The 26,118-nt window shown below is 72.0% G+C and carries 23 protein-coding genes; 7 read left to right on the top strand and 16 right to left on the bottom strand.

What is annotated here, in order from left to right; translation table 11 throughout:
• Window positions 1-220: 220 nt before the first annotated feature.
• The 14 genes from ACFCV8_RS24925 to ACFCV8_RS24860 all read right to left on the bottom strand — a co-directional run bounded on the left by ACFCV8_RS24925 (window position 221) and on the right by ACFCV8_RS24860 (window position 15,028).
• The gene (locus ACFCV8_RS24925) at window positions 221-718 is read right to left on the bottom strand and encodes an SRPBCC family protein (RefSeq protein ID WP_376687657.1); all 498 of its coding nucleotides are present in this window, start codon (window positions 716-718) and stop codon (window positions 221-223) included.
• A gap of 129 nt (window positions 719-847) precedes the next feature.
• Complete coding sequence (locus tag ACFCV8_RS24920; protein ID WP_376687656.1) at window positions 848-1,786, bottom strand: MASE1 domain-containing protein; 939 nt, start codon at window positions 1,784-1,786, stop codon at window positions 848-850.
• 44 nt (window positions 1,787-1,830) lie between these two features.
• Window positions 1,831-2,661 (bottom strand): PP2C family protein-serine/threonine phosphatase, encoded by an 831-nt coding sequence (locus tag ACFCV8_RS24915; RefSeq protein ID WP_376687655.1) that lies wholly within the window; start codon window positions 2,659-2,661, stop codon window positions 1,831-1,833.
• A gap of 78 nt (window positions 2,662-2,739) precedes the next feature.
• On the bottom strand, window positions 2,740-3,138 hold the full coding sequence (locus ACFCV8_RS24910) for a DUF6221 family protein (protein WP_376687654.1): 399 nt from the start codon (window positions 3,136-3,138) through the stop codon (window positions 2,740-2,742).
• A gap of 212 nt (window positions 3,139-3,350) precedes the next feature.
• Complete coding sequence (gene pssA, locus ACFCV8_RS24905; RefSeq protein ID WP_376687653.1) at window positions 3,351-4,172, bottom strand: CDP-diacylglycerol--serine O-phosphatidyltransferase; 822 nt, start codon at window positions 4,170-4,172, stop codon at window positions 3,351-3,353.
• Between the two features lie 22 nt (window positions 4,173-4,194).
• Complete coding sequence (locus tag ACFCV8_RS24900) at window positions 4,195-4,842, bottom strand: phosphatidylserine decarboxylase (RefSeq protein ID WP_376687652.1); 648 nt, start codon at window positions 4,840-4,842, stop codon at window positions 4,195-4,197.
• Between the two features lie 181 nt (window positions 4,843-5,023).
• Window positions 5,024-6,229, bottom strand: coding sequence for an acyl-CoA dehydrogenase family protein (locus ACFCV8_RS24895; protein WP_376687651.1), 1,206 nt, complete (start codon window positions 6,227-6,229; stop codon window positions 5,024-5,026).
• Between the two features lie 2 nt (window positions 6,230-6,231).
• Window positions 6,232-6,759 (bottom strand): MaoC family dehydratase, encoded by a 528-nt coding sequence (locus tag ACFCV8_RS24890; RefSeq protein ID WP_376687650.1) that lies wholly within the window; start codon window positions 6,757-6,759, stop codon window positions 6,232-6,234.
• Between the two features lie 2 nt (window positions 6,760-6,761).
• Window positions 6,762-7,724: an HpcH/HpaI aldolase/citrate lyase family protein gene (locus tag ACFCV8_RS24885; RefSeq protein ID WP_376687649.1), complete on the bottom strand. Its 963-nt coding sequence runs from the start codon at window positions 7,722-7,724 to the stop codon at window positions 6,762-6,764.
• Window positions 7,721-9,733, bottom strand: coding sequence for a protein meaA (locus tag ACFCV8_RS24880; RefSeq protein ID WP_376687648.1), 2,013 nt, complete (start codon window positions 9,731-9,733; stop codon window positions 7,721-7,723). Before ACFCV8_RS24880 ends, ACFCV8_RS24885 begins: the two co-directional genes overlap by 4 nt.
• 1 nt (window position 9,734) lies before the next feature.
• On the bottom strand, window positions 9,735-11,108 hold the full coding sequence (ccrA, locus tag ACFCV8_RS24875) for a crotonyl-CoA carboxylase/reductase (protein ID WP_376687647.1): 1,374 nt from the start codon (window positions 11,106-11,108) through the stop codon (window positions 9,735-9,737).
• Between the two features lie 370 nt (window positions 11,109-11,478).
• Window positions 11,479-12,273, bottom strand: coding sequence for a GNAT family N-acetyltransferase (locus ACFCV8_RS24870; protein ID WP_376687646.1), 795 nt, complete (start codon window positions 12,271-12,273; stop codon window positions 11,479-11,481).
• A gap of 66 nt (window positions 12,274-12,339) precedes the next feature.
• A complete protein-coding gene (locus ACFCV8_RS24865) occupies window positions 12,340-13,155 on the bottom strand; it encodes a TetR family transcriptional regulator (protein ID WP_376687645.1) in 816 nt (271 codons plus the stop codon).
• Between the two features lie 91 nt (window positions 13,156-13,246).
• On the bottom strand, window positions 13,247-15,028 hold the full coding sequence (locus ACFCV8_RS24860; RefSeq protein ID WP_376687644.1) for a 3-hydroxyacyl-CoA dehydrogenase family protein: 1,782 nt from the start codon (window positions 15,026-15,028) through the stop codon (window positions 13,247-13,249).
• 362 nt (window positions 15,029-15,390) lie between these two features.
• Here ACFCV8_RS24860 and ACFCV8_RS24855 point away from each other — a divergent pair, with 362 nt between their 5' ends.
• Window positions 15,391-15,972: a HEAT repeat domain-containing protein gene (locus ACFCV8_RS24855; RefSeq protein ID WP_376687643.1), complete on the top strand. Its 582-nt coding sequence runs from the start codon at window positions 15,391-15,393 to the stop codon at window positions 15,970-15,972.
• A gap of 13 nt (window positions 15,973-15,985) precedes the next feature.
• Here the strand turns inward: ACFCV8_RS24855 and ACFCV8_RS24850 are convergent, their stop codons facing one another.
• A complete protein-coding gene (locus ACFCV8_RS24850) occupies window positions 15,986-16,534 on the bottom strand; it encodes a GNAT family N-acetyltransferase (protein WP_376687642.1) in 549 nt (182 codons plus the stop codon).
• 56 nt (window positions 16,535-16,590) lie between these two features.
• The gene (locus ACFCV8_RS24845) at window positions 16,591-18,195 is read right to left on the bottom strand and encodes an alpha/beta hydrolase (RefSeq protein WP_376687641.1); all 1,605 of its coding nucleotides are present in this window, start codon (window positions 18,193-18,195) and stop codon (window positions 16,591-16,593) included.
• 245 nt (window positions 18,196-18,440) lie between these two features.
• Between ACFCV8_RS24845 and ACFCV8_RS24840 the strand changes: the two genes are divergently transcribed.
• The 6 genes from ACFCV8_RS24840 to ACFCV8_RS24815 form a co-directional block, all read left to right on the top strand.
• Window positions 18,441-18,884 carry an SRPBCC family protein gene (locus ACFCV8_RS24840; RefSeq protein ID WP_376687640.1) on the top strand — a complete coding sequence of 148 codons (444 nt, stop codon included), beginning with the start codon at window positions 18,441-18,443 and terminating at the stop codon, window positions 18,882-18,884.
• 230 nt (window positions 18,885-19,114) lie between these two features.
• Window positions 19,115-21,640: an MFS transporter gene (locus tag ACFCV8_RS24835; protein ID WP_376687639.1), complete on the top strand. Its 2,526-nt coding sequence runs from the start codon at window positions 19,115-19,117 to the stop codon at window positions 21,638-21,640.
• A 132-nt stretch (window positions 21,641-21,772) separates the two neighbouring features.
• The gene (locus ACFCV8_RS24830; RefSeq protein WP_376687638.1) at window positions 21,773-24,178 is read left to right on the top strand and encodes a SpoIIE family protein phosphatase; all 2,406 of its coding nucleotides are present in this window, start codon (window positions 21,773-21,775) and stop codon (window positions 24,176-24,178) included.
• A 102-nt stretch (window positions 24,179-24,280) separates the two neighbouring features.
• Entirely contained in the window at window positions 24,281-25,000 is a 720-nt protein-coding gene (locus ACFCV8_RS24825; RefSeq protein WP_376687637.1) for a class I SAM-dependent methyltransferase, read from the top strand.
• A gap of 57 nt (window positions 25,001-25,057) precedes the next feature.
• Window positions 25,058-25,564, top strand: a complete 507-nt coding sequence (locus ACFCV8_RS24820; protein WP_376687636.1) for a DinB family protein — start codon at window positions 25,058-25,060, stop codon at window positions 25,562-25,564.
• 5 nt (window positions 25,565-25,569) lie between these two features.
• Window positions 25,570-26,118, top strand: a 549-nt coding sequence (locus ACFCV8_RS24815) for a DinB family protein (RefSeq protein ID WP_376687635.1), incomplete at its 3' end; no start/stop codon positions are given.

Raw genomic sequence — 26,118 nt, 5'->3', positions numbered from 1 at the left:
GGGGAGCGCTGCCCCGCCCCCGCACGCCGGACCGTGTCCGTCCCGGGCCCGGCCGGACCGCCGCCTGCCGTGCGACGCCCGGCAGGCACGCCCGCCACGGCGTCGGACCGACCCCGTACGTCCGGTACGAGGACGACTCCGCCGCCTCACGACCGCGCCGCGCATCCGACGGGGCACGGCCCGGCCCGCGGCCGGGCGACGGCCCTTCGAGGACGGGACCTCAGGTCGTGGACGGGGCCGTGTCCCGGCCGTCCTGGTCACCGGCGTCCGGCTCCCGCCGCCCGCCGCTCAGCAGCTCGGCCAGGCAGCGGAGCTCCGAAGGCAGGTCCCGGCGCCAGGCCATCGTCACGAACGGCGCCAGAATGATCATGCCGCCGTCCAGATGCGGGCGGACCGAGACCGTGACCGTCGTCCCCTCCACGCCGGGACTCAGCCGGAACTGCAGCTCGGGGGAGTGACGGCCCAGCGGCGTCCACATGCCCGTACCGCGGAAGGCGAGGTACTGGCCGGGAGTGCTCGCGGTGCACCGCAGCCGGTGCATCCGCCGTCTGCCGGGGAACTTGCAGGTGTACTCGTCGCCCGGTTCGGCGACGACCGGGCCCTCGATCACCCGGTCTATGGTCGAGGACCATTCCGCCAGGTTCCGCGGATCCCGCAGGAACGAGAAGATCTCGTCGGCGGGGCGGGACACATGGACATGCGCAGACACATGGGGCATGGCTCCACCTCTTACGGCGCCCGTACGCCCGTACAGCGGCCGTCCGGTTGCCCTTGTCGCGGTGCCGTCACCCCACAGCCTGCGGCGGATCACCGCTTCGCGCACCCGTCGTAGGACCGATGGAGTGACTCAGAGGTCCTGCCGGTCCACCTTCCCGGAGAGCTGCGCGCAGAGCCGCTTGATCTCCCGGTACGTGGCCCTTCGCTCCGTGACGACCGCGGCCATCACCAGCGAGGTGAGCGCGGCGGTGCCGATGAACGCCTGGAGCGTGATCATGTTGGTCAGCAGACTGTGGTGGGCGAAGGGACCGGTGCCCCGCCCGGCACCGAGCGCCGCGAACACCGTCACCCCCAGCGCGCAGCACGCGGCGCCGCCGCGCTCGAAGCGGAAGGCGGCCCAGACCAGGAACGGGAACACCAGAAAGAGCAGGGGGGCGCCGATCACCCCGGTGACCAGTACGGTGACGGCCCCGGCGCCCACTGTCAGTACGGCGGCCTCCGCCCAGTCGGCCGGGTCGGCCCCGCTCGGCAGCCGCGCCCGGCGCAGGGCGAGCAGGAACGGCGTCACGACCATGACCCCGATGGCGTCACCGGTCCACCACACCGACCAGGTCGGCCAGAATTCCGCGGCCCGCAGCGCCCCCGAGGCGACCAGGGCGCCGACGCCCGTGGCGGAGCTGATCAGCATGCCCGCCAGCGCGCCCAGGAAGACGAGCGCCAGCGCGTCCCGCAGCCGGTCGAGCTCGTTGCGGAACCCCGCGCGGCGCAGCAGCAGGACGGAGCAGAGCGGGGCGAGGGTGTTCCCGGCGGCGATCACCAGCACGTACGGCGGGGACGGCCCGATGGTGAGGTTCACGAGGAAGGCGCCGAGCGCGATTCCGGGCCAGACCCTCAGCCCGAACAGGAGCAGCGCCGCGACCGCGATCCCGGTCGACGGCCAGAGCGCGGTGACCTGGCCGCGTACCAGCGGCTGGAGCAGCCCGATCCGGGCTGTCGCGTAGTAGCAGGCGGCCACCGCGAGGACCGTCAGGACCGTGACCGCCTGCGGCCGCAACCGCGTTCTGTCCACCTTCCCAGCATCGGGCACCGGAGGGCCGCCCGCCGCCGGACGCGTCAGGCGCCGTCCCCCGGCAGCCCGTCGTACCGCACCACGAGCACGGCGGCGTCGTCCTCGTGACCGGTCAGGTTCGCCACCTCGATCACCCGCCCGGCCAGCTCCTCGGGATCGGCCCCGCGCGCGGCGCCGACCACCTCCGCGACGGCGGCGAGTCCCTCGTCGACCGGGTAGGCGGGCCCCTCCACGACCCCGTCGGTCAGCAGCACCAGATACCCGGGCCCGTGCATCCGCCGGCGGGTCACCGGATACCGCTGGCCCTCCAGAATGCCCAGCGGCACCCCGCCGGGGTCCAGGAGCACACCGGACCCGCCGTCGTCGGTGCCCCACACGACCGGTACGTGCCCGGCCCGCGCCACCGACAGCCGGCCGCTCGTCGGGACGACGCTCAGCAGACAGCAGGTCGTGAAGAGATCGCCGCCCAGCGAGATCAGCAGGTCGTTGGCGCGGGCCAGCACCCGGCCGGGGTCGGCGGTGACACTGGCGAGCGCCCGGAGACTGGCACGGACCTCACCCATCAGGGCCGCAGCCTCCACCCCGTGCCCCTGCACGTCCCCGATGGCGATCCCCGCCGCCCCGTCCCGCAGGGCGAACGCGTCGTAGAAGTCACCGCCGACGGCCAGACCGTCCTGCGAGGGCGAATACCGGGTCCCGATCCGCAGCCCCGGGAACTCGGGCAGCGCGGCGGGGAGCATGTGCCGCTGGAGGGCCATGCCGAGCTCGGCGCGGGCGCGCTGGTGCCGGATGTCCTCCAGGGCCTGGTCGACGAGGCGGCCGAGGTCCACGAGGAGCTCCTGGGCGTTCTCCGATTCCCTGCGGTGTCGGTGCATGGCGTCCCCGGGCGGTCCGATGCGTCCCTTCTGAAACCTTAGGCCCATCCACCCGCCCGCCGCCGCCCGCGAAGGCCGCTACTGGATGAACCGGGGCAGCCACCTGGCCCGGTACCCGGGGTGGGCGGCGTGCTCCGCGGCCAGCTGCCGCACGGCGAACCCCAGCCCGACCGCCCGCCCGGACCGGAAGTCGGGCTCGGGCCGGTCGGTGTCCAGGTCCGCGACCTCCGCGTACTCGTTCAGGAGCACCCGGCTCGTCTCGATCCGGCGCAGTGTGCGCGCCGGATCCTGGAGCGCGATGTGCTGGTCGAACCCGAGATTGCGCAGGGTGAACGCGATGGACCCGGAGCGGTCGTGGATCTCGCCGGGCACACCGTCCGGACACCGCCAGCTGTCGCCGCCCGCCTCCAGCGCGATGCGCTCCTCGTCGGCGAGGCGCGCCCGGACGAAGTCGATCATGTCGGCGTTCTCTGTCATCGGGGTCCGAGTCCTTCGTGGTCATGGCCTGGCTTCCAGGGACCGCGCCCGTGGCTCCGCTCCGCGGACGACCGTGGAAGCCCCCGTTCCCCAGGGGTCAACATACTGTGCCCGAGCCCTCGGACACCGGTGCCCGCGCGGGGCCCGCCGAACGCGGAAGGACCCGGGTGCTGGGGAGCACCCGGGTCCTTCTCGTACGTTCCTCGCGGCCGCTACGGCAGCTGCGCGGTCCGCGCCTCGCGGCGGTTGTCGCGGAAGGTGTTCACCCGCCGGGCCGTCGCGAAGAGCGGGATGACCGCGCCCAGGACGACCTGGAGCGCGCAGCCGGTCTGCAGGAGCAGCTGCCCGCCCGGGGCGTCCAGCGCCCACGCGGCCAGGAGCCCCATCGCGGAGACGATCCAGCTGAGCATCGCCACCGCGAGCACGCCCCGCGGCTTCGGGTACTCGACCCGGCTGACCATCAGCCACGCCACGCCGACGATCGCGAGGAGCGTCGGCACGAAGGGCAGCTCCAGGAGCACGATCGAGACGACCGTGAGCGCTCCGAAGGGGCTCGGCATGCCCTGGAACATGCCGTCCTTCATGGTCACGCAGGAGAATCTGGCAAGCCTGAGCACCACCGCCAGCAGCACCACGACCGCCGCCAGCGCCGACACCCGCTGATGCGCGTCGTCCGCGACCATGCCGTAGACCAGGACGAAGTAGGCCGGGGCGAGCCCGAAGCTGATCAGGTCCGAGAGGTTGTCCAGCTCGGCCCCCATCGGCGAGGAGCGGAGCTTGCGCGCCACGAGCCCGTCGAAGAGGTCGAAGACCGCCGCGAGGAGCATGAGGATCACGGCGGTGGCCGCGGAGTGCCGCGCCATGCCGCTCTCGTCACTGCCCGTGAGGTGCGGGATGAGGATTCCGGTGGTGGTGAAGTACACCGCCATGAATCCGCAGGTCGCGTTGCCGAGCGTGAGGGTGTCCGCTATCGACAGCCGCAGAGAGAGCGGCATGTCCTCGCCGGCGTCCTCCTCGGACTCCGATTCCGGCACCCAGCCGGCCTTTGTATCAGGATCAATCACGGTCAATTCGAGTCACCCCCGCGGTGGTGGCCTGGCCGACCTCGACCGCGACATCGACACCTTCCGGAAGGTAGATGTCGACCCGCGAGCCGAAGCGGATCAGACCGATGCGCTCGCCCTGCTCCACCTTCGTACCCTGCGGGACGTACGGGACGATGCGCCGGGCGACCGCACCCGCGATCTGCACCATCTCGATGTCGCCGAGCTCGGTGTCGAAGTGCCAGACGACGCGCTCGTTGTTCTCGCTCTCCTTGTTGAACGCCGGAACGAACCCGCCGGGGACGTGTTCGACCGAGGTCACCGTGCCGGCCAGCGGCGCGCGGTTGACGTGGACGTTCAGCGGGCTCATGAAGATCGCGACGCGGGTGCGTCCGTCCTTCCACGGCATGATGCTCTGCACCACGCCGTCGGCCGGGGAAATGACCCGGCCCTGGGCGATCTCGCGCTCGGGGTCGCGGAAGAACCACAGCATGCCCGCCGCGAGCGCGGTGGTGGGCACGGCGACCGCGGCCCAGCGTCCGGACTTGCGTGCCCGGGAGAGGCTGAGCGCCGCGGTGGCGACGGTCGGGAGGAGCCACGGCGAAGCTCCGCGCGCAAGGCGGACCCCGCCGCGTGGTGCAGAGGTTTGGCTGTCGGGCATGGATGACCTTCGTAGCGGATGAGGCCGCGCTGGCAACGGGGGACGGCGGCTTTTCCGGCGATGTTATCGGTTGCGAGCAACAACTGGGCAAGCCAGCAGCCGAGTCGGACGGTGGGCAGGCACCGGCCGAGGATGACAGGGTGTGATCTTCTTCGCGGCCAAATCGCCCGCAAAGGGACAATCACCCCTGGAACCGGTACTCCTCGAGGAGTCGGCGCCCAATGATCATTTTCTGGATCTCGGCGGTACCTTCGCCGATAAGCAGCATCGGCGCCTCCCGGTAGAGGCGCTCGATCTCGTACTCCTTGGAGAAGCCGTAGCCGCCATGGATGCGGAAGGCGTCCTCGACGACTTCCTTGCAGTACTCGGAGGCGAGGTACTTCGCCATCCCTGCCTCCAGGTCATTTCGTTCCCCGGAGTCCTTTTTGCGCGCTGCGTTTACCATCATCGCATGCGCGGCTTCCACCTTGGTGGCCATTTCGGCCAGCTTGAACTGGATGGCCTGGTGCTGGGCGATCGGCTTTCCGAAGGTCTGGCGCTGCTGGGCGTACGACACCCCCAGCTCGAACGCACGCTGCGCGACGCCGCAGCCACGGGCCGCCACATTTACCCGGCCGACCTCGACCCCGTCCATCATTTGGTAAAACCCTCGACCGGTGGTGCCGCCCAGCACTCGATTGGCCGGAATTCGTAGCCCATCCATGATGAGCTCGGTCGTGTCGACGCCCTTGTAGCCCATTTTGTCGATCTTGCCGGGAATGGTGAGACCGGGCTTGATCTCCCCGAAACCGGGTTCCTTCTCGATCAGGAAGGTGGTCATCGACTTGTGCGGGGCGGTGCCCTCGGGGTGGCCTTCGTCACTCCGGCACAGCACGGCCACCAGTGAGGAGGTGCCGCCGTTCGTCAGCCACATCTTCTGGCCGTTCAGTATGTACTCCTCGCCGTCCCTGACGGCCCTGGAGCTGATCGCCGAGACGTCCGAGCCCAGCGCGGGCTCGGACATCGAGAACGCGCCCCGGACCTCGCCCAGCGCCATGCGGGGCAGGAACGTGTCCTTCTGTTCCTGGGTGCCGTGCTGCTTGAGCATGTACGCCACGATGAAGTGCGTGTTGATGATTCCCGACACGCTCATCCAGCCGCGGGAGAGTTCCTCCACGCACAGCGCGTATGTGAGAAGCGACTCACCCAGCCCCCCGTACTCCTCGGGGATCATCAGCCCGAACAGGCCGAGTTCCTTGAGGCCTTCGACGATTTCGGTCGGGTACTCGTCGCGGTGCTCCAGCGCCGTCGCGACCGGAATGATCTCCTTGTCGACGAAATCCCGGACCGTGGAGATGATTTCCCGCTGGATGTCGGTGAGGCCGGCGGTCTGGGCGAGTCGCGTCATGGCTATTTCTCCACGTTCTTCTGCGAAGGCTGCTCGGGCTCGGGGCGGCCGGGCTGCTCGCCGCCGCGCTCCTTGATGTACGTCTCGGTGGGGACCATCACCTTGCGGCGGAACACGCAGACCAGGGTGCCGTCCTGCTTGTGGCCCCGGGTCTCCACGTACACGATTCCGCGGTCGCTCCGGGATTTTGACGGAATCTTGTCGAGAACGGTCGTCTCGCCGTAGATCGTGTCCCCGTGGAAGGTCGGCGCGACGTGCTTCAGCGACTCGACCTCCAGATTGGCGATGGCCTTTCCGGAGACGTCCGGCACGGACATGCCGAGCAGCAGCGAGTAGACGTAGTTGCCGACGACGACGTTCTTCCCGAAATCGGTCGTCCGCTCCGCGTAGTTGCTGTCCATGTGCAAGGGGTGATGATTCATGGTCAGCAGACAGAAAAGGTGGTCGTCGTACTCGGTGACCGTCTTTCCGGGCCAGTGCTTGTAGACAGCACCGACCTCGAACTCCTCATAAGTGCGGCCGAACTGCATGATCAGGCCTCCGGTGCTTCGAACTTGGAGGTGCGCCGCATACCGGCGGCGCGGCCCTTGCCCGCGATGACCAGGGCCATCTTGCGGCTCGCCTCGTCGATCATCTCGTCGCCGAGCATCGCCGAACCCTTCTTGCCGCCCGCCTCGGAGGTGCACCATTCGTAGGCGTCGAGGATCAGCTCGGCATGGTCGTAGTCCTCCTGCGAGGGCGAGAACACCTCGTTGGCCGCCTCGACCTGGCCCGGGTGCAGCACCCACTTGCCGTCGAAGCCGAGGGCCGCCGCGCGCCCGGCGACCTCGCGGTACGCGTCCACGTCCCGGATCTGGAGGAAGGGGCCGTCGATCGCCTGGAGGTCGTGCGTGCGGGCCGCCATCAGAATGCGCATCAGGATGTAGTGGTACGCGTCGGCGCCGTAGCCGGGCGGCTGCTGACCGACGACCAGGGTCTTCATGTTGATCGAGGCCATGAAGTCGGCCGGGCCGAAGATCAGCGTCTCCAGTCGGAGCGAGGCGGCCGCGATGTCGTCGATGTTCACCAGGCCCTTGGCGTTCTCGATCTGCGCCTCGATGCCGATCCTCCCGACCTCGAGGCCCATCGTCTTCTCGATCTGGGTCAGCAGCAGGTCCAGGGCGACCACCTGCTGGGCGTCCTGGACCTTCGGCAGCATGATGCAGTCCAGGTTCTGGCCGGCCCCCTCGACGACGGTGATGACGTCCCGGTACGTCCAGTGCGTGGTCCAGTCGTTGACCCGGACGACCCGGGTCTTGCCCGTCCAGTCACCGTTGTTCAACGCGTCCACGATGGTGTGCCGGGCACCCTCCTTGGCGAGCGGGGCGCAGGCGTCCTCCAGGTCGAGGAAGACCTGGTCGGCGGGGAGTCCCTGGGCCTTTTCCAGGAACCGCGGGTTCGAGCCGGGCACGGCCAGGCACGAGCGGCGCGGGCGCAGGCGGTTGACGGCAGTCATGCGGGGACCTCCAGAGGGTCGAGCTTGTTCGCTTTCCGGATCTCGTCGACGATACGGCCGATGATCTCCGTGATACCGAAGTCCTTCGGGGTGAATACGGCGGCGACACCGGCCCCGACCAGGGCCGCGGCGTCGGCGGGCGGAATGATCCCGCCCGCGATGACCGGGATCTCGTCGGCGCCCGCGGCGCGCAGCCGGCCCAGCACGTCCGGCACGAGCTCGGCGTGCGAGCCGGACAGGATCGACAGCCCGACGCAGTGCACGTCCTCGGCGAGCGCGGCCGAGACGATCTGCTCGGGGGTCAGCCGGATTCCCTGGTAGACGACCTCGAACCCGGCGTCGCGGGCCCGTACGGCGATCTGCTCGGCGCCGTTGGAGTGACCGTCCAGGCCGGGCTTGCCGACCAGCAGCCGCAGCCGTCCGACACCCAGGTCCGCCGCGGTGCGGGCGACCTTCCCGCGGACCAGTGCCAGCGGGGAGCCCGCCTCGGCGGGCACCGCGAGCGGGGCGGACGAGACGCCCGTCGGGGCCCGGAACTCGCCGAAGACGTCGCGCAGCGCCCAGGACCACTCGCCGGTGGTGACACCCGCGCGGGCGCACTCCACGGTCGCTTCCATCATGTTGTCGGTGCCCGCGGCGGCCTTCTTCAGCGCGGCCAGCGCGTCGGTGGCGCGGGCCTCGTCGCGGTGGTCGCGCCAGCGGTGCAGGGCGGCGACCACGGTTGCCTCGTTGGCCGGGTCGACCGTCATGATCGCCCCGTCGAGGTCCGCGGTGAGCGGGTTCGGCTCGGTCGTCTCGTAGATGTTGACGCCGACGATCCGCTCCTCACCGGCCTCGATCCGGGCCCGCCGGGCGGCGTGCGAGGAGACCAGCTCCGACTTCAGATAGCCGGACTCGACGGCCGCCATGGCGCCGCCCATCTCCTCGATCCGGTCGATCTCGGCGAGCGAGAGCGCGACCAGCTCGTCCACCTTGGCCTCGATCACGTGCGACCCGGCGAAGATGTCCTCGTACTCCAGCAGATCGCTCTCGTGCGCGAGCACCTGCTGGATGCGGAGCGACCACTGCTGGTCCCAGGGCCGGGGCAGGCCCAGCGCCTCGTTCCAGGCGGGCAGCTGGACGGCGCGGGCGCGGGCGTCCTTGGAGAGGGTGACGGCCAGCATCTCCAGGACGATGCGCTGGACGTTGTTCTCCGGCTGAGCCTCGGTCAGTCCGAGCGAGTTGACCTGGACGCCGTAGCGGAAGCGGCGCTGCTTGGCGTCGGTGATGCCGTACCGCTCGCGGGTGATCCGGTCCCAGATGCGGCCGAAGGCGCGCATCTTGCACATCTCCTCGACGAAGCGGACGCCCGCGTTGACGAAGAACGAGATCCGCGCGACCACGTCGCCGAACCGTTCCTCGGGCACCTGCCGGGAGTCGCGTACGGCGTCCAGCACCGCGATCGCGGTCGACATGGCGTACGCGATCTCCTGGACCGGGGTGGCCCCCGCCTCCTGCAGGTGGTAGCTGCAGATGTTGATCGGGTTCCACTTCGGGATGCGGCCGACCGTGTACGCGATCATGTCGGTGGTCAGCCGCAGCGAGGGGCCGGGCGGGAAGACGTGCGTCCCGCGCGAGAGGTATTCCTTGACGATGTCGTTCTGCGTGGTGCCCTGGAGCTTCGCGGGATCGGCGCCCTGTTCCTCGGCGACCACCTGGTAGAGCGCCAGCAGCCACATCGCGGTGGCGTTGATCGTCATCGAGGTGTTCATCCGCTCCAGCGGGATGTCCTGGAACAGCCTCCGCATGTCACCGAGGTGCGAGACGGGGACGCCGACCCGGCCGACCTCGCCGCGGGCGAGGACGTGGTCGGGGTCGTAGCCGGTCTGCGTCGGCAGGTCGAAGGCGACGGAGAGGCCGGTCTGGCCCTTGGCGAGGTTGCGCCGGTAGAGCTCGTTGGACGCCTCGGCGGTCGAGTGGCCGGCGTACGTCCGCATGAGCCACGGGCGGTCCTTCTGGCGCTCGCTCATGTCAGACGTCCCGGCCGTGGTCGCCGGTCCGCTCCGCCGGGGTGTCGCGGAACAGGTTGATCGCGTCGAGGTGACGCTCGCGCAGCTCGGTGTCCCGGACGCCGAGTCCCTCGCGGGGCGCCAGGGCCAGCACGCCCACCTTGCCCTGGTGGAGGTTGCGGTGCACGTCGTGGGCGGCCTGGCCGGTCTCCTCCAGGGAGTAGACCTTCGACAGCGTGGGGTGGATCTTCCCCTTGGCGACCAGCCGGTTGGCCTCCCACGCCTCGCGGTAGTTGGCGAAGTGCGAGCCCACGATCCGCTTCAGCGACATCCACAGGTAGCGGTTGTCGTACTCGTGCTGGAAGCCGGAGGTCGAGGCGCAGGTGACGATGGTGCCGCCCTTGCGGGTGACGTAGACCGAGGCGCCGAAGGTCTCGCGGCCGGGGTGCTCGAAGACGATGTCCACGTCCTCGCCGCCGGTCAGTTCGCGGATGCGCTTGCCGAACCGCTTCCACTCCTTGGGGTCCTGGTGGTGCTCGTCCTTCCAGAACCGGTAGCCCTCGGCGCTGCGGTCGATGACGGCCTCGGCGCCCATCCGCCGGCAGATGTCGGCCTTCTGCTCGCTGGAGACGACACAGATCGGGTTGGCGCCGCCCGCCAGCGCGAACTGGGTGGCGTACGAGCCGAGTCCGCCGCTGGCCCCCCAGATCAGCACGTTGTCGCCCTGCTTCATCCCCGCGCCGTTGCGCGAGACGAGCTGGCGGTACGCGGTGGAGTTGACCAGGCCCGGAGCCGCGGCCTCCTCCCAGCTGAGGTGCTTCGGCTTCGGCATCAGCTGGTTGGACTTGACCAGCGCGATCTCGGCGAGACCGCCGAAGTTGGTCTCGAAGCCCCAGATGCGCTGCTCGGGGTCGAGCATCGTGTCGTTGTGCCCGTCGCTCGACTCCAGCTCCACGCTGAGGCAGTGCGCGACGACCTCGTCGCCCGGCTGCCAGGCGTTGACGCCCGGACCGGTGCGCAGGACGACGCCCGCCAGGTCCGACCCGATGACGTGGTACGGCAGGTCGTGGCGCCTGGTGAGCTCGCTGAGCCGTCCGTAGCGCTCCAGGAAGCCGAAGGTGGACATCGGCTCGAAGATCGAGGTCCAGACCGAGTTGTAGTTCACCGAGCTCGCCATGACGGCGACCAGGGCCTCGCCGGGGCCGAGTTCCGGCACCGGGACCTCGTCCAGGTGCAGGGACTTGCGGGGGTCCTTGTCGCGGGTGGCGAGCCCGCGGAACATCTCGGTCTCGTCCTTGTGCACGGTCACCGCGCGGTACGACTCGGGGATGGACAGGGCGGCGAAGTCGGCGGCCGTGCTGTCCGGCGACTGGATCGCGTCCAGGATTTCCTTCACGGGGTGCCTCCGGCGGGTGGGGGCGCTGAGGGAACGCTTGAGAGTCCCTGCGAGCAGAGGGGATGCGGTGGGGTGGAGAGAGGGTGCCGTCGGTCCGGCGGTCGAAAGCTTCGGCTTGCTCTGTGGAGCGGAAGGGGTGCCTGTGACGCAGGCGTCCGGGCGTGCGGGCGTATCGCCCGCCGGGACAGCCGTCGTACGCGAGTTCTCGGTACGTCGGCCGCCCGGACCACTTCAACGTATGGCACTCCGTGACACGTGGCAAGGCACTCCGTGCCAACAATTTCTCTCAGTTGTCACCCGCAGGGCACCGATGAGCGGCGTGAAGGGTGTTTCGCTGGCCTTTGGCCAGGAATGAGCGGCGAATGATCGATCAGTGGGGCCGGTACACGAAGGGGGTCGTGGTGGTCAGAGCCGTGAATCCGAGCCGCTGGAGGATCGGGCGGCTCATGTCGGAGGCGTCGACCTGGAGATAGCGGTAGCCCCGCTCCGCCGCGATGCGGGCACGGAAGGCCACCAGGGCCCGGTAGACGCCCTTGCCGCGCCACTCCTCGACCGTGCCGCCGCCCCAGAGGCCCGCGAAGCCCGTGCCCGGGTAGAGCTCCATCCGGGCCGCACTCACCGGCTCGTCGCCCGCCATGGCGAGGACGCCGACGAAGTCGTCCGGGTCCTCGGCCAGCCTGGTCAGTACCTGATGGCGCAGCCGCGACCAGTCCGAGCCGAACGCCCGCTCACTGGCGCGGGCCATCAGCTCCACGTCGTCCGCGTCCCGCACGGTGCGCAGCCGGACGCCCTCGGGCAGCGCCACCTCCGTCGAGAGCTTCCCGACCGGGGCGACGACCAGGGTCTCCGGCTCCTCCGCCTCGAAGCCGGCCGCCAGGAGCCGGTCCGCCAGACCGGCCGGCCGGTCGTGCCCGTACAGCTTCCACTCGAACTCGTCGTGCCCGAGCGCCGTGTAGTGCGCCACCTGGGCCGCGATCACCGCGTCCGCCCGGGCGGGGTCCAGGTCCGGGGCCAACCAGACGACCGCGTTCCAGTCGTCGGCCGTGCCGACCTGCCGTACGACGTCGCCGGTGTGCTCGACCCGGACGCCGGGGCCGTCCGGGCGGGCGTGCTCGCGCATCTCGCGGTCGAAAAGGGCCAGCAGTGTGTGGTGGTCAGGATTCATCCGGCCACCCCAGCACCGGCGCGCGGGGGTGGCAAACGGGTTTCGGCGGTGGCGGGCCGCCCCGGGTCAGCGGTCCCTGAGTGCCTGCTGGATCGTACGCATCACCTCGTCGAGCGGCGCGTCCGTCCGCGCCACGGCGACCAGCACCTCGCCCTGCGACGCCACCGAGGCGGCGGGCTGCGGCGCGGGCTCGGCGGTGGCGGTCCGCCCGGCCCCGATGCCGGTGCCGAAGGTGTCGCGGACGATCGCGAAGGCGTGGTCGAGCTGTGCCTCCACGTCGCCCTCGCCACCCGCCCGCAGCCAGCGGCGCAGCACATGGTTGTGCGCGGTGACGACGGCGGACGCCGCGACCTCCGCCAGCAGCGGGTCGTCGTTGCCGACATGGTGGTCGCGCTCGTCGAAATGGCCCAGCAGATAGCGGGTGAACAGCCGCTCGTAGCGGGCCACCGAGGCGATCTCCGCCTCCCGGAGGGTGGGCACCTCGCGGGTCAGCTTGTAACGGGCCACGGAGACCGCGGGCTTCGCCGCGTACATCTTCATGACTTCCTTGATGCCGCGGCAGACCGTGTCGAGGGGGTGTTCGTGCGCCGGTGCCGCGTTGAGGACGGCTTCCGCCCTGACGAGGGTGTCGTCGTGGTCCGGGAAGATCGCCTCTTCCTTGGAACGGAAGTGCCGGAAGAACGTCCGCCGGGCGACCCCGGCGGCGCCCGCGATCTCGTCGACGGTCGTCGCCTCGTAGCCCTTGGTGGCGAAGAGCTCCATGGCCGCGGCGGCCAGCTCACGGCGCATTTTGAGCCGTTGGGCGGCGGCGCGCGTGCCTGCGGCACTTTCCGGGGCGTCGGGCGCGGCGGTGGCACGGGAGGACCTGGCGGGCTGGGACATGGTGTGAACGTACTGCATCGGGTCGGGGGAGTGCGCCCGTGGGGGAGGACCGCCCGACGGATCGAGCAGCCCTCCCCACCCGGCCCCGCGGTCAGCGGCGGGCATGCTCGCGGAAGCCGCGCCCCGTCTTGCGGCCGAGGCAGCCCGCGGCCACCAGGTGCTCGAGGAGCGGCGCCGGGGCCAGGCCCGGGTCGCGGAACTCGTTGTGCAGCACCTTCTCGATGGCCAGCGAGACGTCCAGCCCGACCACGTCGAGCAGCTCGAAGGGGCCCATCGGGTAGCCGCCGCCCAGCTTCATCGCGGCGTCGATGTCGTCGAGGCTCGCGTAGTGCTCCTCGACCATCTTGATCGCGTTGTTCAGGTACGGGAAGAGCAGCGCGTTCACGATGAACCCGGCCCGGTCCCCGCAGTCCACCGGGTGCTTGCGGACGACTGCGCACACCTCGCGGACGGTGGCGTGGACGTCGTCGGCGGTGAGCACCGTACGGACCACCTCGACCAGCTTCATCGCCGGGGCCGGGTTGAAGAAGTGCATACCGATCACGTCCTCGGGGCGCGAGGTGGCCCGCGCGATCGCCACGACCGGCAGCGAGGACGTGGTGGTGGCGAGGACGGCGCCCGGCCGGCAGACCTTGTCCAGCGCCCCGAACAGCTGCTGCTTGACCGCCAGGTCCTCGGCGACGGCCTCCACCGCGAGATCGACCCCGGCGAAGGCGTCCAGCGAACCGGCCGCGGTGATCCGGTCCAGCGCCGCGTCCCGCGCCCCGGCCGTCAGCCGCCCCTTGGCGACGGAGCGCTCCAGGGACCTGGCGATCCGGCCCTTGGCGGCGTCCGCCTTCTCCTGGCCGCGGGCGGCGAGCACCACGTCGTACCCGGCCTTCGCGAAGACCTCGGCGATCCCCGAGGCCATCGTCCCGGAACCCGCCACCCCCACCGAGCGCACGGGCCGCCCGGCCACCGCCGAGGAGCCGTCCTTCGGGGTCAGCGCGTCCGGCACCACCTCCTGGCCGCCCGGCTCCGCGTACGTGTAGAAGCCGCGGCCCGCCTTGCGGCCGGTCAGCCCGGCGTCGCTCAGCTGGCGCAGTACGGGGGCCGGGGCGTGCAGCCGGTCGCGGGACTCGGCGTACATCGCCTCCAGGACGGTACGGGCGGTGTCGACGCCGATCAGGTCGAGCAGCGCGAGCGGGCCCATCGGCAGCCCGCAGCCGAGCCGCATCGCCGCGTCGATGTCCTCCCGGGAGGCGTAGTTGGCCTCGTACATCGCGGCGGCCTGGTTGAGATAGCCGAAGAGCAGACCGTCGGCGACGAACCCCGGCCGGTCGCCGACCGCGACCGGCTCCTTGCCCAGGCTGCGGGCGAGCGCGGTGACCGCCTCGACGGCGGGCGGCGCGGTCAGCACCGAGGAGACCACCTCGACCAGCTTCATCGCCGGGGCCGGGTTGAAGAAGTGCAGCCCGAGCACCCGCTCGGGACGCAGCGACTCGGCGGCCAGCCGGGTCACCGAGAGGGCGTTGGTGCCGGTCGCCAGGATGGTGGCCGGGGAGACGATCGCGTCGAGCTCCCGGAAGACCTGCTGCTTGATCTCGTACGACTCGGGCACGACCTCGATCACCAGCTCCGCCTCCGCGGCGGCCCGGAGGTCGCCGGAGGTGCGGAAACGGGCGAGGACCTCGCCCCGCTCCCGGTCGGTGATCCGCTCGCGCCGCACGGCGCGGGCGGTCGCGGCCTCCAGCGCCGCGACGGCCCGGCGGGCGGCCGCGTCGCTGGTGTCGATGCCGATGACCTGGTGACCGGCGCGGGCCAGGACCTCGGCGATGCCGGTGCCCATGGTGCCGAGACCGACGACGGCAATGGTGCCAAGAGGGGTGTCCATCACGGGACTCCAGACAGATGAGTGACGGCTGTGAGAGGAGGCGGCGCACGCCGAAGGGGCGAACAGGCGCTGCACACGCGGGCGTTGCGTGTCGTGGAGAACGGGGCCGGGGCGCGGTGGGCGCACCCGGGACCGGAGAAGGGGTGACGGGCTCTGTCCCGGAGCCACGTCTGGCGAAACCGCCGAACCGACAAGCACTCCGGACGGCTGCGTCACCAGGCCACCGGAGCAGGCGGGATCGTGTCCCGCTCACATGAGACTAACCGCCGGGTAACGAGCGCACCAGCCCCGCATCGTTGTGCGCCGTGCCACATTTCCCCGGCCCCTCGATACGCTGCGTCCCCGCCGATACGCTGAGGGTCATGGACGAGGAGTTCCGGTCGCTGGCGGACCGGCTTGCCGACGAGGCGGAGGCGGCCGGGCAGTCGGCGGCCTTCCGCGCCCTGCTCGCCACCGAGGACACGGAGGCGCTCGCCCGTGTCCTGGTGGAACACGAACGCCCGCTCTGGGCCCGGGAGATGGCCGCCTTCCGGCTCGGCTGCGACGGCGACCGGCGGGCCTTCGAGGCGCTGGTCCTGCTGCTCAACCACCGAGACCCCGGACGCTGCGTCTCCGCGGCCCACGCCCTGGTGCGCCTGGGCGACCCCCGCACACCCAGGGCCGCCGCGGCCCTGGCGACCAACTCGCTGCGCACCGCGTACGCCCTGCATCCGGTGCGGCTGCTCACCGCGCTGCGGGCCCCGGAGTCGGTGCCCGCGCTGATGAGCACCCTGGAGCGGCTGCTGGCACCGGGCGAGCCGTACTGGCGGGTGGCCCTCGCCTGCGTGGAGGGGCTGGGGCAGCTGGGGGACGAGCGGGCCCGCCCCGTCCTGGCGGCCGCGGCGGCGCATCCGAGGCTGGGCGGCGCGGCCCGCGACGCGCTGGCCCGGCTGAGCGCTGCCTGAACGGCCTCCGGGCTCAGCGGTCCCCGGGGGCGCGCACGTACCGCACCTCGGGCACCTGCGCGCCGTCCGCCTCGAAGGACTCCTCGGTGCCGTCCGCCCCGAAGCCCGCGCGCTCGTAGAAACGGCGGGCCCGGACGTTCCCCTTCAGCACCCACAGCTCCAGCTCCCGCAGCTCCTCGGCCGCCGCGCGGGCCAGTACCTCGGCCATCAGGGCCCGCCCCGCCCCGGTCCCGATCTGCTCGGGCGCCACGTAGAGCGCGTACAGCTCGCCCCGTCCGGGCGGGGCGGGGCTCCGGAGCAGCGGCCCGTAGCAGGCCCAGCCGATCAGACCGGGGCCCGGCCGCTCGGCCACCAGGTTCACCAGCGGGCCGCCCCGGGCGAGAGAGGCGCGGCGGCGCTCCGCGTCCTCGGCGACGTCGCGCTCCACGGCGTCGAGGTACGTTTCCGGCACCAGCCCCGTGTACGCCGCCCGCCAGCCCCGGGCCCGGAGCAGGGTGACCGCCGCGCAGTCGTCGGCGGTCATGTTCCGTATCCGTACGCCCGGGGGTGCCGTGTGGTCCATCGGGTCATCCTGGCGCATCCGTCAGGACGGCCCGTGCGCGGGTCCGTTGCGGTGGTTCAGGCGCGGGGGCCGAGCATGCGGTGCAGGACGGCGCCCCGGCTGCCGGCGTCCGTCGGCCGTGCCGACTTCGCGGCGGGTCCGTCGGCCGGCGGTTCCGGCTCGGGAGTCCGGGGGCAGACCGCGTCCGCGACGTCCCGGCCGTGCCGGGCGCGGGGGACGACGCCCTCGGCGAGGTAGTCCGCCAGATACGCGTCCAGGCAGTCGTTGCCGCTGAGTGTGATGCCGTGGTTGCCGCCGCCCTGCTCCACGACCAGGCTGGAGCCGCGCAGCCGGCGGTGCAGGGTGACGCCGCCCTGGTACGGGGTGGCCGCGTCGTCGGTCGCCTGGAAGAGCAGCACCGGCGGGAGGGACCGGTTGGAGACGCGTACCGGGTTCAGCGGTGCGACCGGCCAGTCGGCACACGGCGCGTTGTACCAGTTGTTGTTCCAGGTGAAGAAGGGGGCCTTGGTGTGCACCCGGCGGCTGTCGCCGAGCCAGGTGTTCCACCACCCGGGCCATCGGGCGTCGCGGCACTGCACGGCCGCGTAGACCGAGTACCCGTTGTCGCCCTCGGCGTCGACCGCGCCGAACCGCTCGTACGCCGCCACCAGCGCGTCCTGGTCGCCGTCGTTCGCGTACGCGGCGAACGCCTCGGCCAGCCGCGGCCAGTAGCCGTCGTAGTAGCCGCCCGGCAGGAAGGTGTCCTCCAGCTCGCTCGGGCCGATCCTCCCGCCCGCGGGATGCCGCGCGACCGCCGCGCGCATCGCGTACCAGGCGCGCTCCACCCCCGCCGGGTCGGTGCCGAGCCGGTAGACGGAGTCGTGCTTCGCGACCCAGGCGGCGAACGCCTTGTGCCGGGCGTCGAAGGCGTAGTCCTGGGCGATGTTGGCGTCGTACCAGATGTCGTCCGGGTCGACGTTGGAGTCCAGCACCAGGCGCCGCACCCGCTCCGGGAACAGCTTGGCGTACACCGCGCCGAGGTAGGTGCCGTAGGAGTATCCGAAGTAGTTGAGCTGCCGGGCGCCGGTGGCGCGCCGGATCACGTCCAGGTCCTTCGCGGCGCTGACCGTGTCCATGAACGGCAGCAGGTCCGGGTACTTGCGCCCGCAGGCCTCGGCGAACGACCGGGTCCGGTTCCGGTTGGCCCGCTCCACGGCGGGCGATCCGGGCACCGAGTCGGGGCGCACCGGATCGAAGTACCGGGGGACGCAGTCCAGTGCGGGCCTGCTCCGGCCGACGCCGCGCGGGTCGAAGCCGATCACGTCGTAACTCGCGGCGACCGCCTTCGGCAGCGCGGACGCCACGAATCCGGCCATGGTCAGGCCGCTGCCGCCGGGGCCGCCCGGATTGACGAGCAGCGGGCCCTGGGAGGTCTTCGCGGTGTGCGGAACGCGGGACAGGGCGAGCGTGATCCGCCGTCCCGACGGGTTGTCGTGGTCGAGCGGCGCGGTGACCGTCGAGCACTGGAGCCGCGGGTACGCCTTGGTGCCGCAGGCGGTCCACCGCAGCTGCGCGGCGGCGGGCCGCGCACCCCCGTCGGCGGTCGCCGGGGGCGGCGCCGCGGTCATCAGACCGGCGACCGTCGCGCCGACGGCAAGGAGAATTCCCGAACGTTTCGTCATATGGCCTCCCGTGGTGGGGGTAAGGGCGGCTGCACGGGGCGCAGCCCCCGCCGCATGCTCCCCGCATTGACAACCGATAGGACACGATGCATCCAGACTTGACCCGTTTGCCCGCTTCGGTTGTGCCGGGCCGTCGAGCGGGGCATCGGCGCTTCGCCCGTTCCGGCCGGGCCGGATTTTGAGCGGCGCGCCGGAGGTGGTTGGCTCGGGAGCCCCCCGAAGAACCGAGTGCTGGAGGAACAGTCATGGCGCAGGTCGAAGCCACCACGGAGCGAGTCATCGCGGCGGACGCGGAGACGGTGTTCGACACACTCGCCGACTACCAGGAGGCCCGGGGCGCGATCCTGCCCGGACACTTCAGCGAGTACGAGGTGCGCGAGGGCGGCGACGGCGAGGGCACCCTGGTCCACTGGAAGCTCCAGGCCACCAGCAAGCGGGTGCGCGACTGCCTGCTGGAGGTCACCGAGCCCACCGACGGGCAGCTGGTCGAGAAGGACCGCAACTCCTCGATGGTCACCACCTGGACCGTCACCCCGGCCGGTGAGGGCAGGTCGAAGGCGGTCGTCTCGACCGTCTGGAACGGTGCCGGAGGCATCGGAGGATTCTTCGAGCGGACCTTCGCCCCCAAGGGACTCGCCCGGATCTACGACGAGCTGCTGCAGAACCTCGCCGGCCGCGTCGAGAAGTAGGCCGTACCGCCCCTCCCGACCCGGGCCGAACGCCAGTCCAGGCCCGGACCGCGCTTGACCGGCCTCACCGGTTCGAGTGGTCTTCGCGGCCCGCGGATCGCGCGCCGCAGCGGCTCCCACCGGGGGCTGAGCCATTTCGACACGCGCTGTCGGCACCCCCGTCGCGTTTGCCCTCGCTCCTCGCGCAGTGCGAGAAAAGGGCGGCGCAGACGCGACGAGGGGAGCGGCACGTGGTGGGTGGGATCACTCTGTTGGAGGAGGAGCCGGGCGGCGAGGAGACGGCCGGTCCGGCCGTCGCCGCGGCGGCCCCGCAGACCGTGGGGCCGTTACCGGAGCAACGCTCGAGATCCTCCGCCCCGCCGGGCGGCAAGGAGGCCAAAAGCAGCGGTGAGGGCGGACCGGAGACCGATCCCCGTCGCATCCGGCTGATCTTCATCGGGCTGATGCTCACACTGCTCCTCGCGGCGCTCGACCAGATGATCGTCGCCACCGCGCTGCCGAAGATCGTCGGTGAGCTGCACGGCCTGGAGAAGATGTCCTGGGCCGTCACGGCCTATCTGCTCGCCTCCACGATCGGCCTGCCGGTCTACGGAAAGCTCGGCGATCTCTTCGGCCGCAAGGGCGTCTTCCAGTTCGCCATCGTCGTCTTCGTCATCGGCTCCGCGCTGGCCGGCTGGTCCCGCAGCATGGACGAGCTGATCGCCTTCCGCGCGATCCAGGGCATCGGCGGCGGCGGGCTGATGATCGGGGTCCAGGCGATCATCGCGGACGTCGTACCGCCCCGCGAACGCGGCCGGTTCATGGGCCTCATCGGCGCCGCCTTCGGCCTCGCCTCCGTGGCGGGCCCGCTGCTCGGCGGCTTCTTCACCGACCACGCCTCCTGGCGCTGGTGCTTCTACATCAACGTCCCGTTCGGCGTGGTCACCTTCGCGGTCATCACCGTCGTACTGAAGCTCCCCAGGCCCGCCGTCCGGCCCCGGCTCGACATCCTCGGCGCGGTGCTGCTCGCCGCCGCGTCCACCTGCCTGGTGCTGCTGACCAGCTGGGGCGGTACGGAGTACGCGTGGGGCTCGCCCACCATCCTGGGGCTGGGCGTCGGGGCGGTCGCGACGGCCGTGCTGTTCCTGGTGGTCGAGCGCCGGGCGGCCGAACCCATCATCCCGCTGCGGCTGTTCCGCGACTCGATCTTCAATGTCACCGCGCTCGTCGGGGCGGTCATCGGGGTGGGGCTGTTCGGTGCCGCCAGCTATCTGCCGACCTTCCTGCAGATGGTCGACGGCGCCACCGCCACCGAGTCCGGGCTCCTGATGCTCCCGATGATGGGCGGCATCGTCGTCGCGTCCGTCGTCTCCGGCCAGCTGATCTCCCGCACCGGCCGCTACCGCGTGCACCCGATCCTCGGCAGCGGGATCTCGGTGATCGGGATGTGGCTGCTCTCCCTGCTCGACGCCGACACCCCGCGCATCGAGTACAGCATCGCGCAGGCCGTGCTCGGCATCGGGATCGGGCTGGTCATGCCGGTGCTGGTGCTCGCCGTGCAGAACTCCGTCGCGCCCGCCGACATCGGCTCCGCCACCAGCGCCAACAACTACTTCCGGCAGATCGGCGGCAGCGTCGGCGCCGCCGTCTTCGGAACGCTCTTCGCGGGGCGGCTCGCCGACGCGCTCGCCGTCCGGCTGCCGTCCGGCGCGGACCTCCCCGACCCCGAGTCCATCACCCCGCAGCTCGTCCACGCGATGGAACCCGCGCTGCGCGACAGCTACATCCAGGCGTACGCGGACGCGATGCCGCGGATCTTCCTCTACCTCGTGCCGGTGCTCGCGCTCGGCCTGTTCTTCGCCTTCTTCCTCAAGGAGAAACCGCTGGTGTCCCACCACAGCCCCGACAGCACCGCCGAGTCCACGGCGACCGAGTCCATGACCGTGCCCGCCGCCCGCACCGTCCCGGCCCTGCCGCCCGCACCGGCCGCCGAAGCAGCTCCGCCGGTCTCCCCGCGCTCCGGCGTGGCGGTGTCCGGCAGCGTCCAGCACCCCGACGGAACGCGGGTCCCGCGCGCCGCCCTGACCCTCATCGACGTCCAGGGACGGCAGGTCGGCCGGGGTGCCAGCGCGGACGACGGACGGTACGCGCTGAGCGTGCCCGGCGCCGGTTCGTACGTCCTGATCGCCGCGGCGGGCGGGCACCAGCCGCAGGCCGTCAGCGTCACCGTGGGCGAACGGCCCGTCGAGCTGGACGTGGTGCTCGGCGGGGCCGGACGCCTCGCCGGGGTCGTCACCACCGCCGACGGCACCCCGGTGCGCGACGCCTCGGTGACCCTCACCGACGTCCGCGGCGAGGTCGTCGCCTCCGCCCGCAGCGGCCGCGAGGGCGGCTATGTGATCACGGAGCTGGTGGCCGGCGAGTACACCCTCGCGGCCAGCGCCCCGGCCTTCCGGCCCGCCGCGCTGCCGGTCAGCGTCCAGGCGGCCCGGGAGACCCGGCAGGACATCGAGCTGGCGGGCGGCGCGGTGCTGCGCGGCGTCGTACGGGCGAACGGCGGCAGGCCCGTCGAGGACGCCCGGGTCACCCTGCTGGACGCGGCGGGCAATGTGGTCGACACCCTCACCACGGGCGCCGACGGGGCGTTCCGCTTCGTGGACCTGTCCACCGGCGAGTACACGGTCATCGCGGCCGGATATCCGCCGGTGGCCACCGTCCTCCAGGTCGCGGGCGGCGGCCGCACCGAACGCGATCTCCAACTGGGCCACGAGGACTGACCGCAGGCAGGAGGACCGGCCCCGTACCACCCGTGCGGCGATCGGCCCGACGACCGGCGAGAGCCGGCCGCCGGGCCGTACCGTGGAGTCACGCACCGCAGAACGCCGCGGTGGGGAAGGAGCCTTCCACCCATGGACCGTGAGGTTCCGGGCCGGCGTTCGCCCGTGCCGTACGACGCCGCGACGGGCCGGGTTCCGCTGGCGGTCGTGGTGGTCGACCAGGACGGGCGCATCTCCCACTGGTCGAGCGGCGCGGGGCGGCTCTTCGGCGTCGGCAGACAGCGGGCGATCGGCACCCCGGCCGGTGAACTCCTGCCCGTGTACGGCGCACTGAACCGGGCGGAGGAGAGCGTCGGATTCGGACCGGAGCCCGACGCCGAGCCGGGCGGGCTCCTCTGCCACCCGCTCTCCGGCCGGGCCCGGCTCGACGAACCCGTACGGGGCCGCATCGACGTCCTGTGGTGGGCGTACCCGCTGGTCGGCCCCGGACCCGAGCGGCTCCTGGTGCTCGCCGCGGACGGCGGCCCGCCGGGCGACGGCGGCCGGGAGACCGGGACGGCCGTCCCCGTGTTCGCCCTCCACACCGACTTCCCCGGCTCCCGTGAGCTGGCCGGCCGGCTGCCCGAGATCCTGCCCAGCATGAGCGTGGGCGAGGCCACCCGGATCGTCGCCCAGGTACTCGAACTGGGCTACCCGGTCCTGGAGTTCAGCCACCGCAGCCAGGTTCCGGTCACCCCCGACTGGGGCGTGCCCCGGCGCCTCGCCCGCCGTCCGGGCCCCGCCCGGCCCGACGGCCTCGACCGGCCACCCGCCCCCGGCGCCTTCGCCCGGGCGGAGGAGGACCTCGAACACGCGGCGGTCCGCGAACGGCTGGAGTTCCTCAACGAGGTCAGCGGCCGCATCGGCACCTCCCTCGACCTGGCCCGCACCATCCGCGAGGTCACCAGCGCCGCCGTGCCCCGCTTCACCGACTTCGCCGGAACGCATCTGCGCGCCGCCGTACTGGCCGGGGACGGCTTCCCGGACGGGCCGCCCGACGTCACCACCGTATGGCACCGGGTCTGGGTCGAGCACAACGACGAGCCGGGCCGCTGGGACGACACCGTCCCGGTCGGCGAGTCGATCGCCTTCCCCGAGCACACCCCGTTCTTCCGGTGCATGGTCACCGGCGAACCGGTGCTGATCCCTTACGTCGGCGAGGAGTTGAGCAACCGGATCTCGGGCGAGTTCGAGAAACGCGACCTGCGCCCGCTGATCACCCGTCGCTCGCTGCTGATCGTGCCGCTGAAGGCGCGCGACGTGGTGCTCGGCTTCATGGTGCTGATGCGCCGCCCCGACCGCGAGCCCTTCGGCGACATCGACCGCACCACCGGCGCCGAACTGGCCGCCCGCGCCGGGCTCGTACTCGACAACGCCCGGATGTACACCTACCAGGAGAACGTCGCCGAGACCCTCCAGGACAGCATGCTGCCCCGCATCACGCCCCGGATGGCCGGATGCGACATCGCCACCCGGTACCTGCCCGGCACCCGGCTCGGCCGGGTCGGCGGCGACTGGTTCGACTCGGTGAAACTCCCCGGCTCCCGGACCGCGCTCGTCGTCGGGGACGTCATGGGCCACGGGCTCAACTCGGCGGCGATGATGGGCCAGCTGCGCACCGCAGTGCTGACCATGGCCACCATGGAGACGGCGCCGGTACAGCTGCTGCGCCATCTCGACGACCTCGCGCAGCGCCTCGGCGAGCAGTACCTGGCGACCTGCCTGTACGCCGTCTACGACCCGATCCGCTCCGAGGTGCAGCTCGTCAACGCCGGTCACATCCCGCCCGTGCTGGTCCGCGCCGAGGACGGCCGGGCCGAGCTGCTGGACCTGCCGACCGGCGCCCCGATCGGCGTCGGCGGCGTCGCCTTCGAGTCCACCACGGTGCGGGTGCGCCCCGGTGACCGGCTGATCCTGTGCACCGACGGGCTCGTCGAGGTGCGCGGCCAGGACATCGGCGCCGGACTGGCCGCGCTCTGCGCCTTCGCCGCCCACCCCGCCGCCTCCATGGACGACGCCTGCGACGCGATCATCCGGGCCCTGAACCCGGCCGGCGGCCGCAAGGACGACGTGGCCCTGCTGATGGCCCGGCTCAACGGCATCCCGGACACCCACGTCGCCTCCTGGCGGCTCGCCCCCGACCCGCGCGAGGTGGCGCGGGCCCGGCGCCTGGTGCGCGGCCGACTGCGCGAGTGGGGGCTGCGGGACGCGGTGGAGGCGGCCGAGCTGATGGTCAGCGAGCTCGTCACCAACGCCGTGCGGCACACCCGCGGCCGCCCCGTCGAACTGCGCCTGGTCCGAACCGACGCCCTGCTCTGCGAGGTCCGCGACGACGAGCCCGCCCCGGCCACGCTGCTGGACGCCGCCCCCGACGACGAGTCGGGCCGCGGCCTGCGCGTGGTGGGCGCCCTCGCCCGGGCCTGGGGCACCAGCAGCACGGAGCGCGGCAAGACCGTCTGGTTCGAGCAGGCCCTCGGCACGGCCCCGGGCCCCCGCTGAGCACGCCCCGCCCGGCCGGACGGCCCCTTGCCCCGGCCGCCCCGACGCGGTAGGCCGGTCCCGGACGGGGGACCACCCCAGGACGAACACCAGGGAGTGCGCATGGACGTGTCGCCGCGGTACCGCGAGGCCTGGGAGGGCTACTGGACCGCCACCTCGGACACCCCCGGCGAGGCGATCTGGGACGCCGACCCCTCCGTCACCGCCGCACTAGACAGCGAACGGCTGCTGCCGTACGCCGACACCGCACTGCCGATCGTCGACCTCGGCTGCGGCAACGGCACCCAGACCCGCTACCTCGCCACCCGCTTCGCCCGGGCGGTCGGGGTGGACCTCTCGCTCGCCGCGATCGGGCACGCCCGCCGTGCCGACCCCGGGGGCATCGCGGAGTTCTCCCAGCTCGACCTGGTCGACGCGGAGGCCGTGGCCCGGCTGCGCGAACGGATCGGCGACGCCCACGTCTACCTGCGCGCGGTGATCCACCAGAGCGAGCCCGAGGCCCGGTCCGCCGTCGCGGCGGCGGTCGCCGCCCTGGTGGGCAGGCGGGGACGGGCCTTCGTCACCGAGCCGACCCCGGCCTCCAAGGACGTGCTCCGGCAGGTGGCCCAGGCCCCGGACGGCCCGCCGGAGAAGCTGCGCCGGGTCCTGGAGCACGGGCTCAGGCCCGCCGAGGCCACGGAGGAGGAGGTGCGCCGACTGCTCGGGGAGACCGGTCTCACCCTGCTGGACGAGGGGGCGGGTGTCCTGGTGCAGACGGCGTACCTGCCCGACGGGGCCCGCGTCGAACTGCCCGCCCGCTGGTTCGTGCTGGGGCGCACCTGACCGGTGGCCGCCGATATCCGCGGGCGTGACGGGCGGCACGGTGGGCATGATGACGCGATGCGCGCAGACGAGAGAAACATGCCCCCGCGGACCGGCGACGAACGTGCGTCGCTGAGCGGCTTCCTCCAGTACCAGCGGGAGACCCTGGCCATGAAGTGTGCCGGGCTCACCACGGCACAGCTGCGGACCCCGGCCGTCCCGCCCTCGGAGCTGACCCTGCTCGGACTCGTACGGCATCTCGCCGAGGTCGAACGCTCGTGGTTCCGGCGGGTGTTGAAGGACGAGGTGGCGCCGCCGCACTGGCCGGGGCCGAACCCCGGCGAGTTCGCCGAGTTCGATGTGGCGGAAGCCGATCCCGACGAGGCCTTCCGCGTCTGGGAGGAGGAGTGCGCCCGCTCCCGGGCCACCGTCGAGGCCGCCGAATCCCTCGACATCACCGGGAGTCACGGCGAGGAGCTGTTCTCGCTGCGGTACGTCCTCACCCACCTGATCGAGGAGTACGCCCGTCACAACGGCCAGGCCGACCTGCTGCGCGAGCGCCTCGACGGCGCCACCGGGGAGTGACCGGAATGGACGGGAGGACGTGGACGGCGCCCCGGGTCACGCGCACGACGGCCGGCGGCGACCAGCTGAACGTCCCGAGCGCGGCGGACGAGCGGGTCCTGCTGGACGGCTGGCTGAGCTGGCACCGGGAGACGCTGCTCACCAAGTGCGCCGGGCTCGACCCGGCCCGGCTCGCGCGGACCACCGCCGAGCCGTCCGGCCTCAGCCTCCTCGGCCTGGTCCGGCACATGGCGGAGATCGAACGCTGGTGGTTCCGCCGGAGTTTCGCGGGCGAGCCGGTCGGTGACGTCTTCACCGGTCCGGACGACGGGGACGAAGGGATGGAGGGCGTCGACGCCGCACACGCGGAGCGCGACTTCGCCCGCTACCGGGCCGAGATCGCCGCCTGCGAGGCCGCCGTGGCCGGACGCGGGCTCGACGAGACGTTCGTCTCGGCCACCCGCGGCCGGACCGTCAGCCTGCGCTGGGTGTACCTGGTGATGATCCAGGAGTACGCCCGCCACAACGGCCACGCGGACCTGCTGCGCGAACGGACCGACGGCGCCACCGGCGAC

Origin of the sequence: Streptomyces sp. NPDC056347, from assembly GCF_042262625.1 — a bacterium.
Lineage (GTDB): Bacteria > Actinomycetota > Actinomycetes > Streptomycetales > Streptomycetaceae > Streptomyces.
This window is presented reverse-complemented; position numbering and strand designations above follow the sequence as displayed.

Bases quoted from the DNA above. Each gene is read 5' to 3' on its own strand.
- ACFCV8_RS24925 (WP_376687657.1), bottom strand. From the start codon at position 718: ATGCCCCATGTGTCTGCGCATGTCCATGTGTCCCGCCCCGCCGACGAG.
- ACFCV8_RS24915 (WP_376687655.1), bottom strand. From the start codon at position 2,661: ATGCACCGACACCGCAGGGAATCGGAGAACGCCCAGGAGCTCCTCGTG.
- ACFCV8_RS24910 (WP_376687654.1), bottom strand. From the start codon at position 3,138: ATGACAGAGAACGCCGACATGATCGACTTCGTCCGGGCGCGCCTCGCC.
- ACFCV8_RS24900 (WP_376687652.1), bottom strand. From the start codon at position 4,842: ATGCCCGACAGCCAAACCTCTGCACCACGCGGCGGGGTCCGCCTTGCG.
- ACFCV8_RS24895 (WP_376687651.1), bottom strand. From the start codon at position 6,229: ATGACGCGACTCGCCCAGACCGCCGGCCTCACCGACATCCAGCGGGAA.
- ACFCV8_RS24890 (WP_376687650.1), bottom strand. From the start codon at position 6,759: ATGCAGTTCGGCCGCACTTATGAGGAGTTCGAGGTCGGTGCTGTCTAC.
- ACFCV8_RS24885 (WP_376687649.1), bottom strand. From the start codon at position 7,724: ATGACTGCCGTCAACCGCCTGCGCCCGCGCCGCTCGTGCCTGGCCGTG.
- ACFCV8_RS24880 (WP_376687648.1), bottom strand. From the start codon at position 9,733: ATGAGCGAGCGCCAGAAGGACCGCCCGTGGCTCATGCGGACGTACGCC.
- ACFCV8_RS24870 (WP_376687646.1), bottom strand. From the start codon at position 12,273: ATGAATCCTGACCACCACACACTGCTGGCCCTTTTCGACCGCGAGATG.
- ACFCV8_RS24865 (WP_376687645.1), bottom strand. From the start codon at position 13,155: ATGTCCCAGCCCGCCAGGTCCTCCCGTGCCACCGCCGCGCCCGACGCC.
- ACFCV8_RS24860 (WP_376687644.1), bottom strand. From the start codon at position 15,028: ATGGACACCCCTCTTGGCACCATTGCCGTCGTCGGTCTCGGCACCATG.
- ACFCV8_RS24855 (WP_376687643.1), top strand. From the start codon at position 15,391: ATGGACGAGGAGTTCCGGTCGCTGGCGGACCGGCTTGCCGACGAGGCG.
- ACFCV8_RS24850 (WP_376687642.1), bottom strand. From the start codon at position 16,534: ATGGACCACACGGCACCCCCGGGCGTACGGATACGGAACATGACCGCC.
- ACFCV8_RS24845 (WP_376687641.1), bottom strand. From the start codon at position 18,195: ATGACGAAACGTTCGGGAATTCTCCTTGCCGTCGGCGCGACGGTCGCC.
- ACFCV8_RS24840 (WP_376687640.1), top strand. From the start codon at position 18,441: ATGGCGCAGGTCGAAGCCACCACGGAGCGAGTCATCGCGGCGGACGCG.
- ACFCV8_RS24830 (WP_376687638.1), top strand. From the start codon at position 21,773: ATGGACCGTGAGGTTCCGGGCCGGCGTTCGCCCGTGCCGTACGACGCC.
- ACFCV8_RS24825 (WP_376687637.1), top strand. From the start codon at position 24,281: ATGGACGTGTCGCCGCGGTACCGCGAGGCCTGGGAGGGCTACTGGACC.
- ACFCV8_RS24820 (WP_376687636.1), top strand. From the start codon at position 25,058: ATGCGCGCAGACGAGAGAAACATGCCCCCGCGGACCGGCGACGAACGT.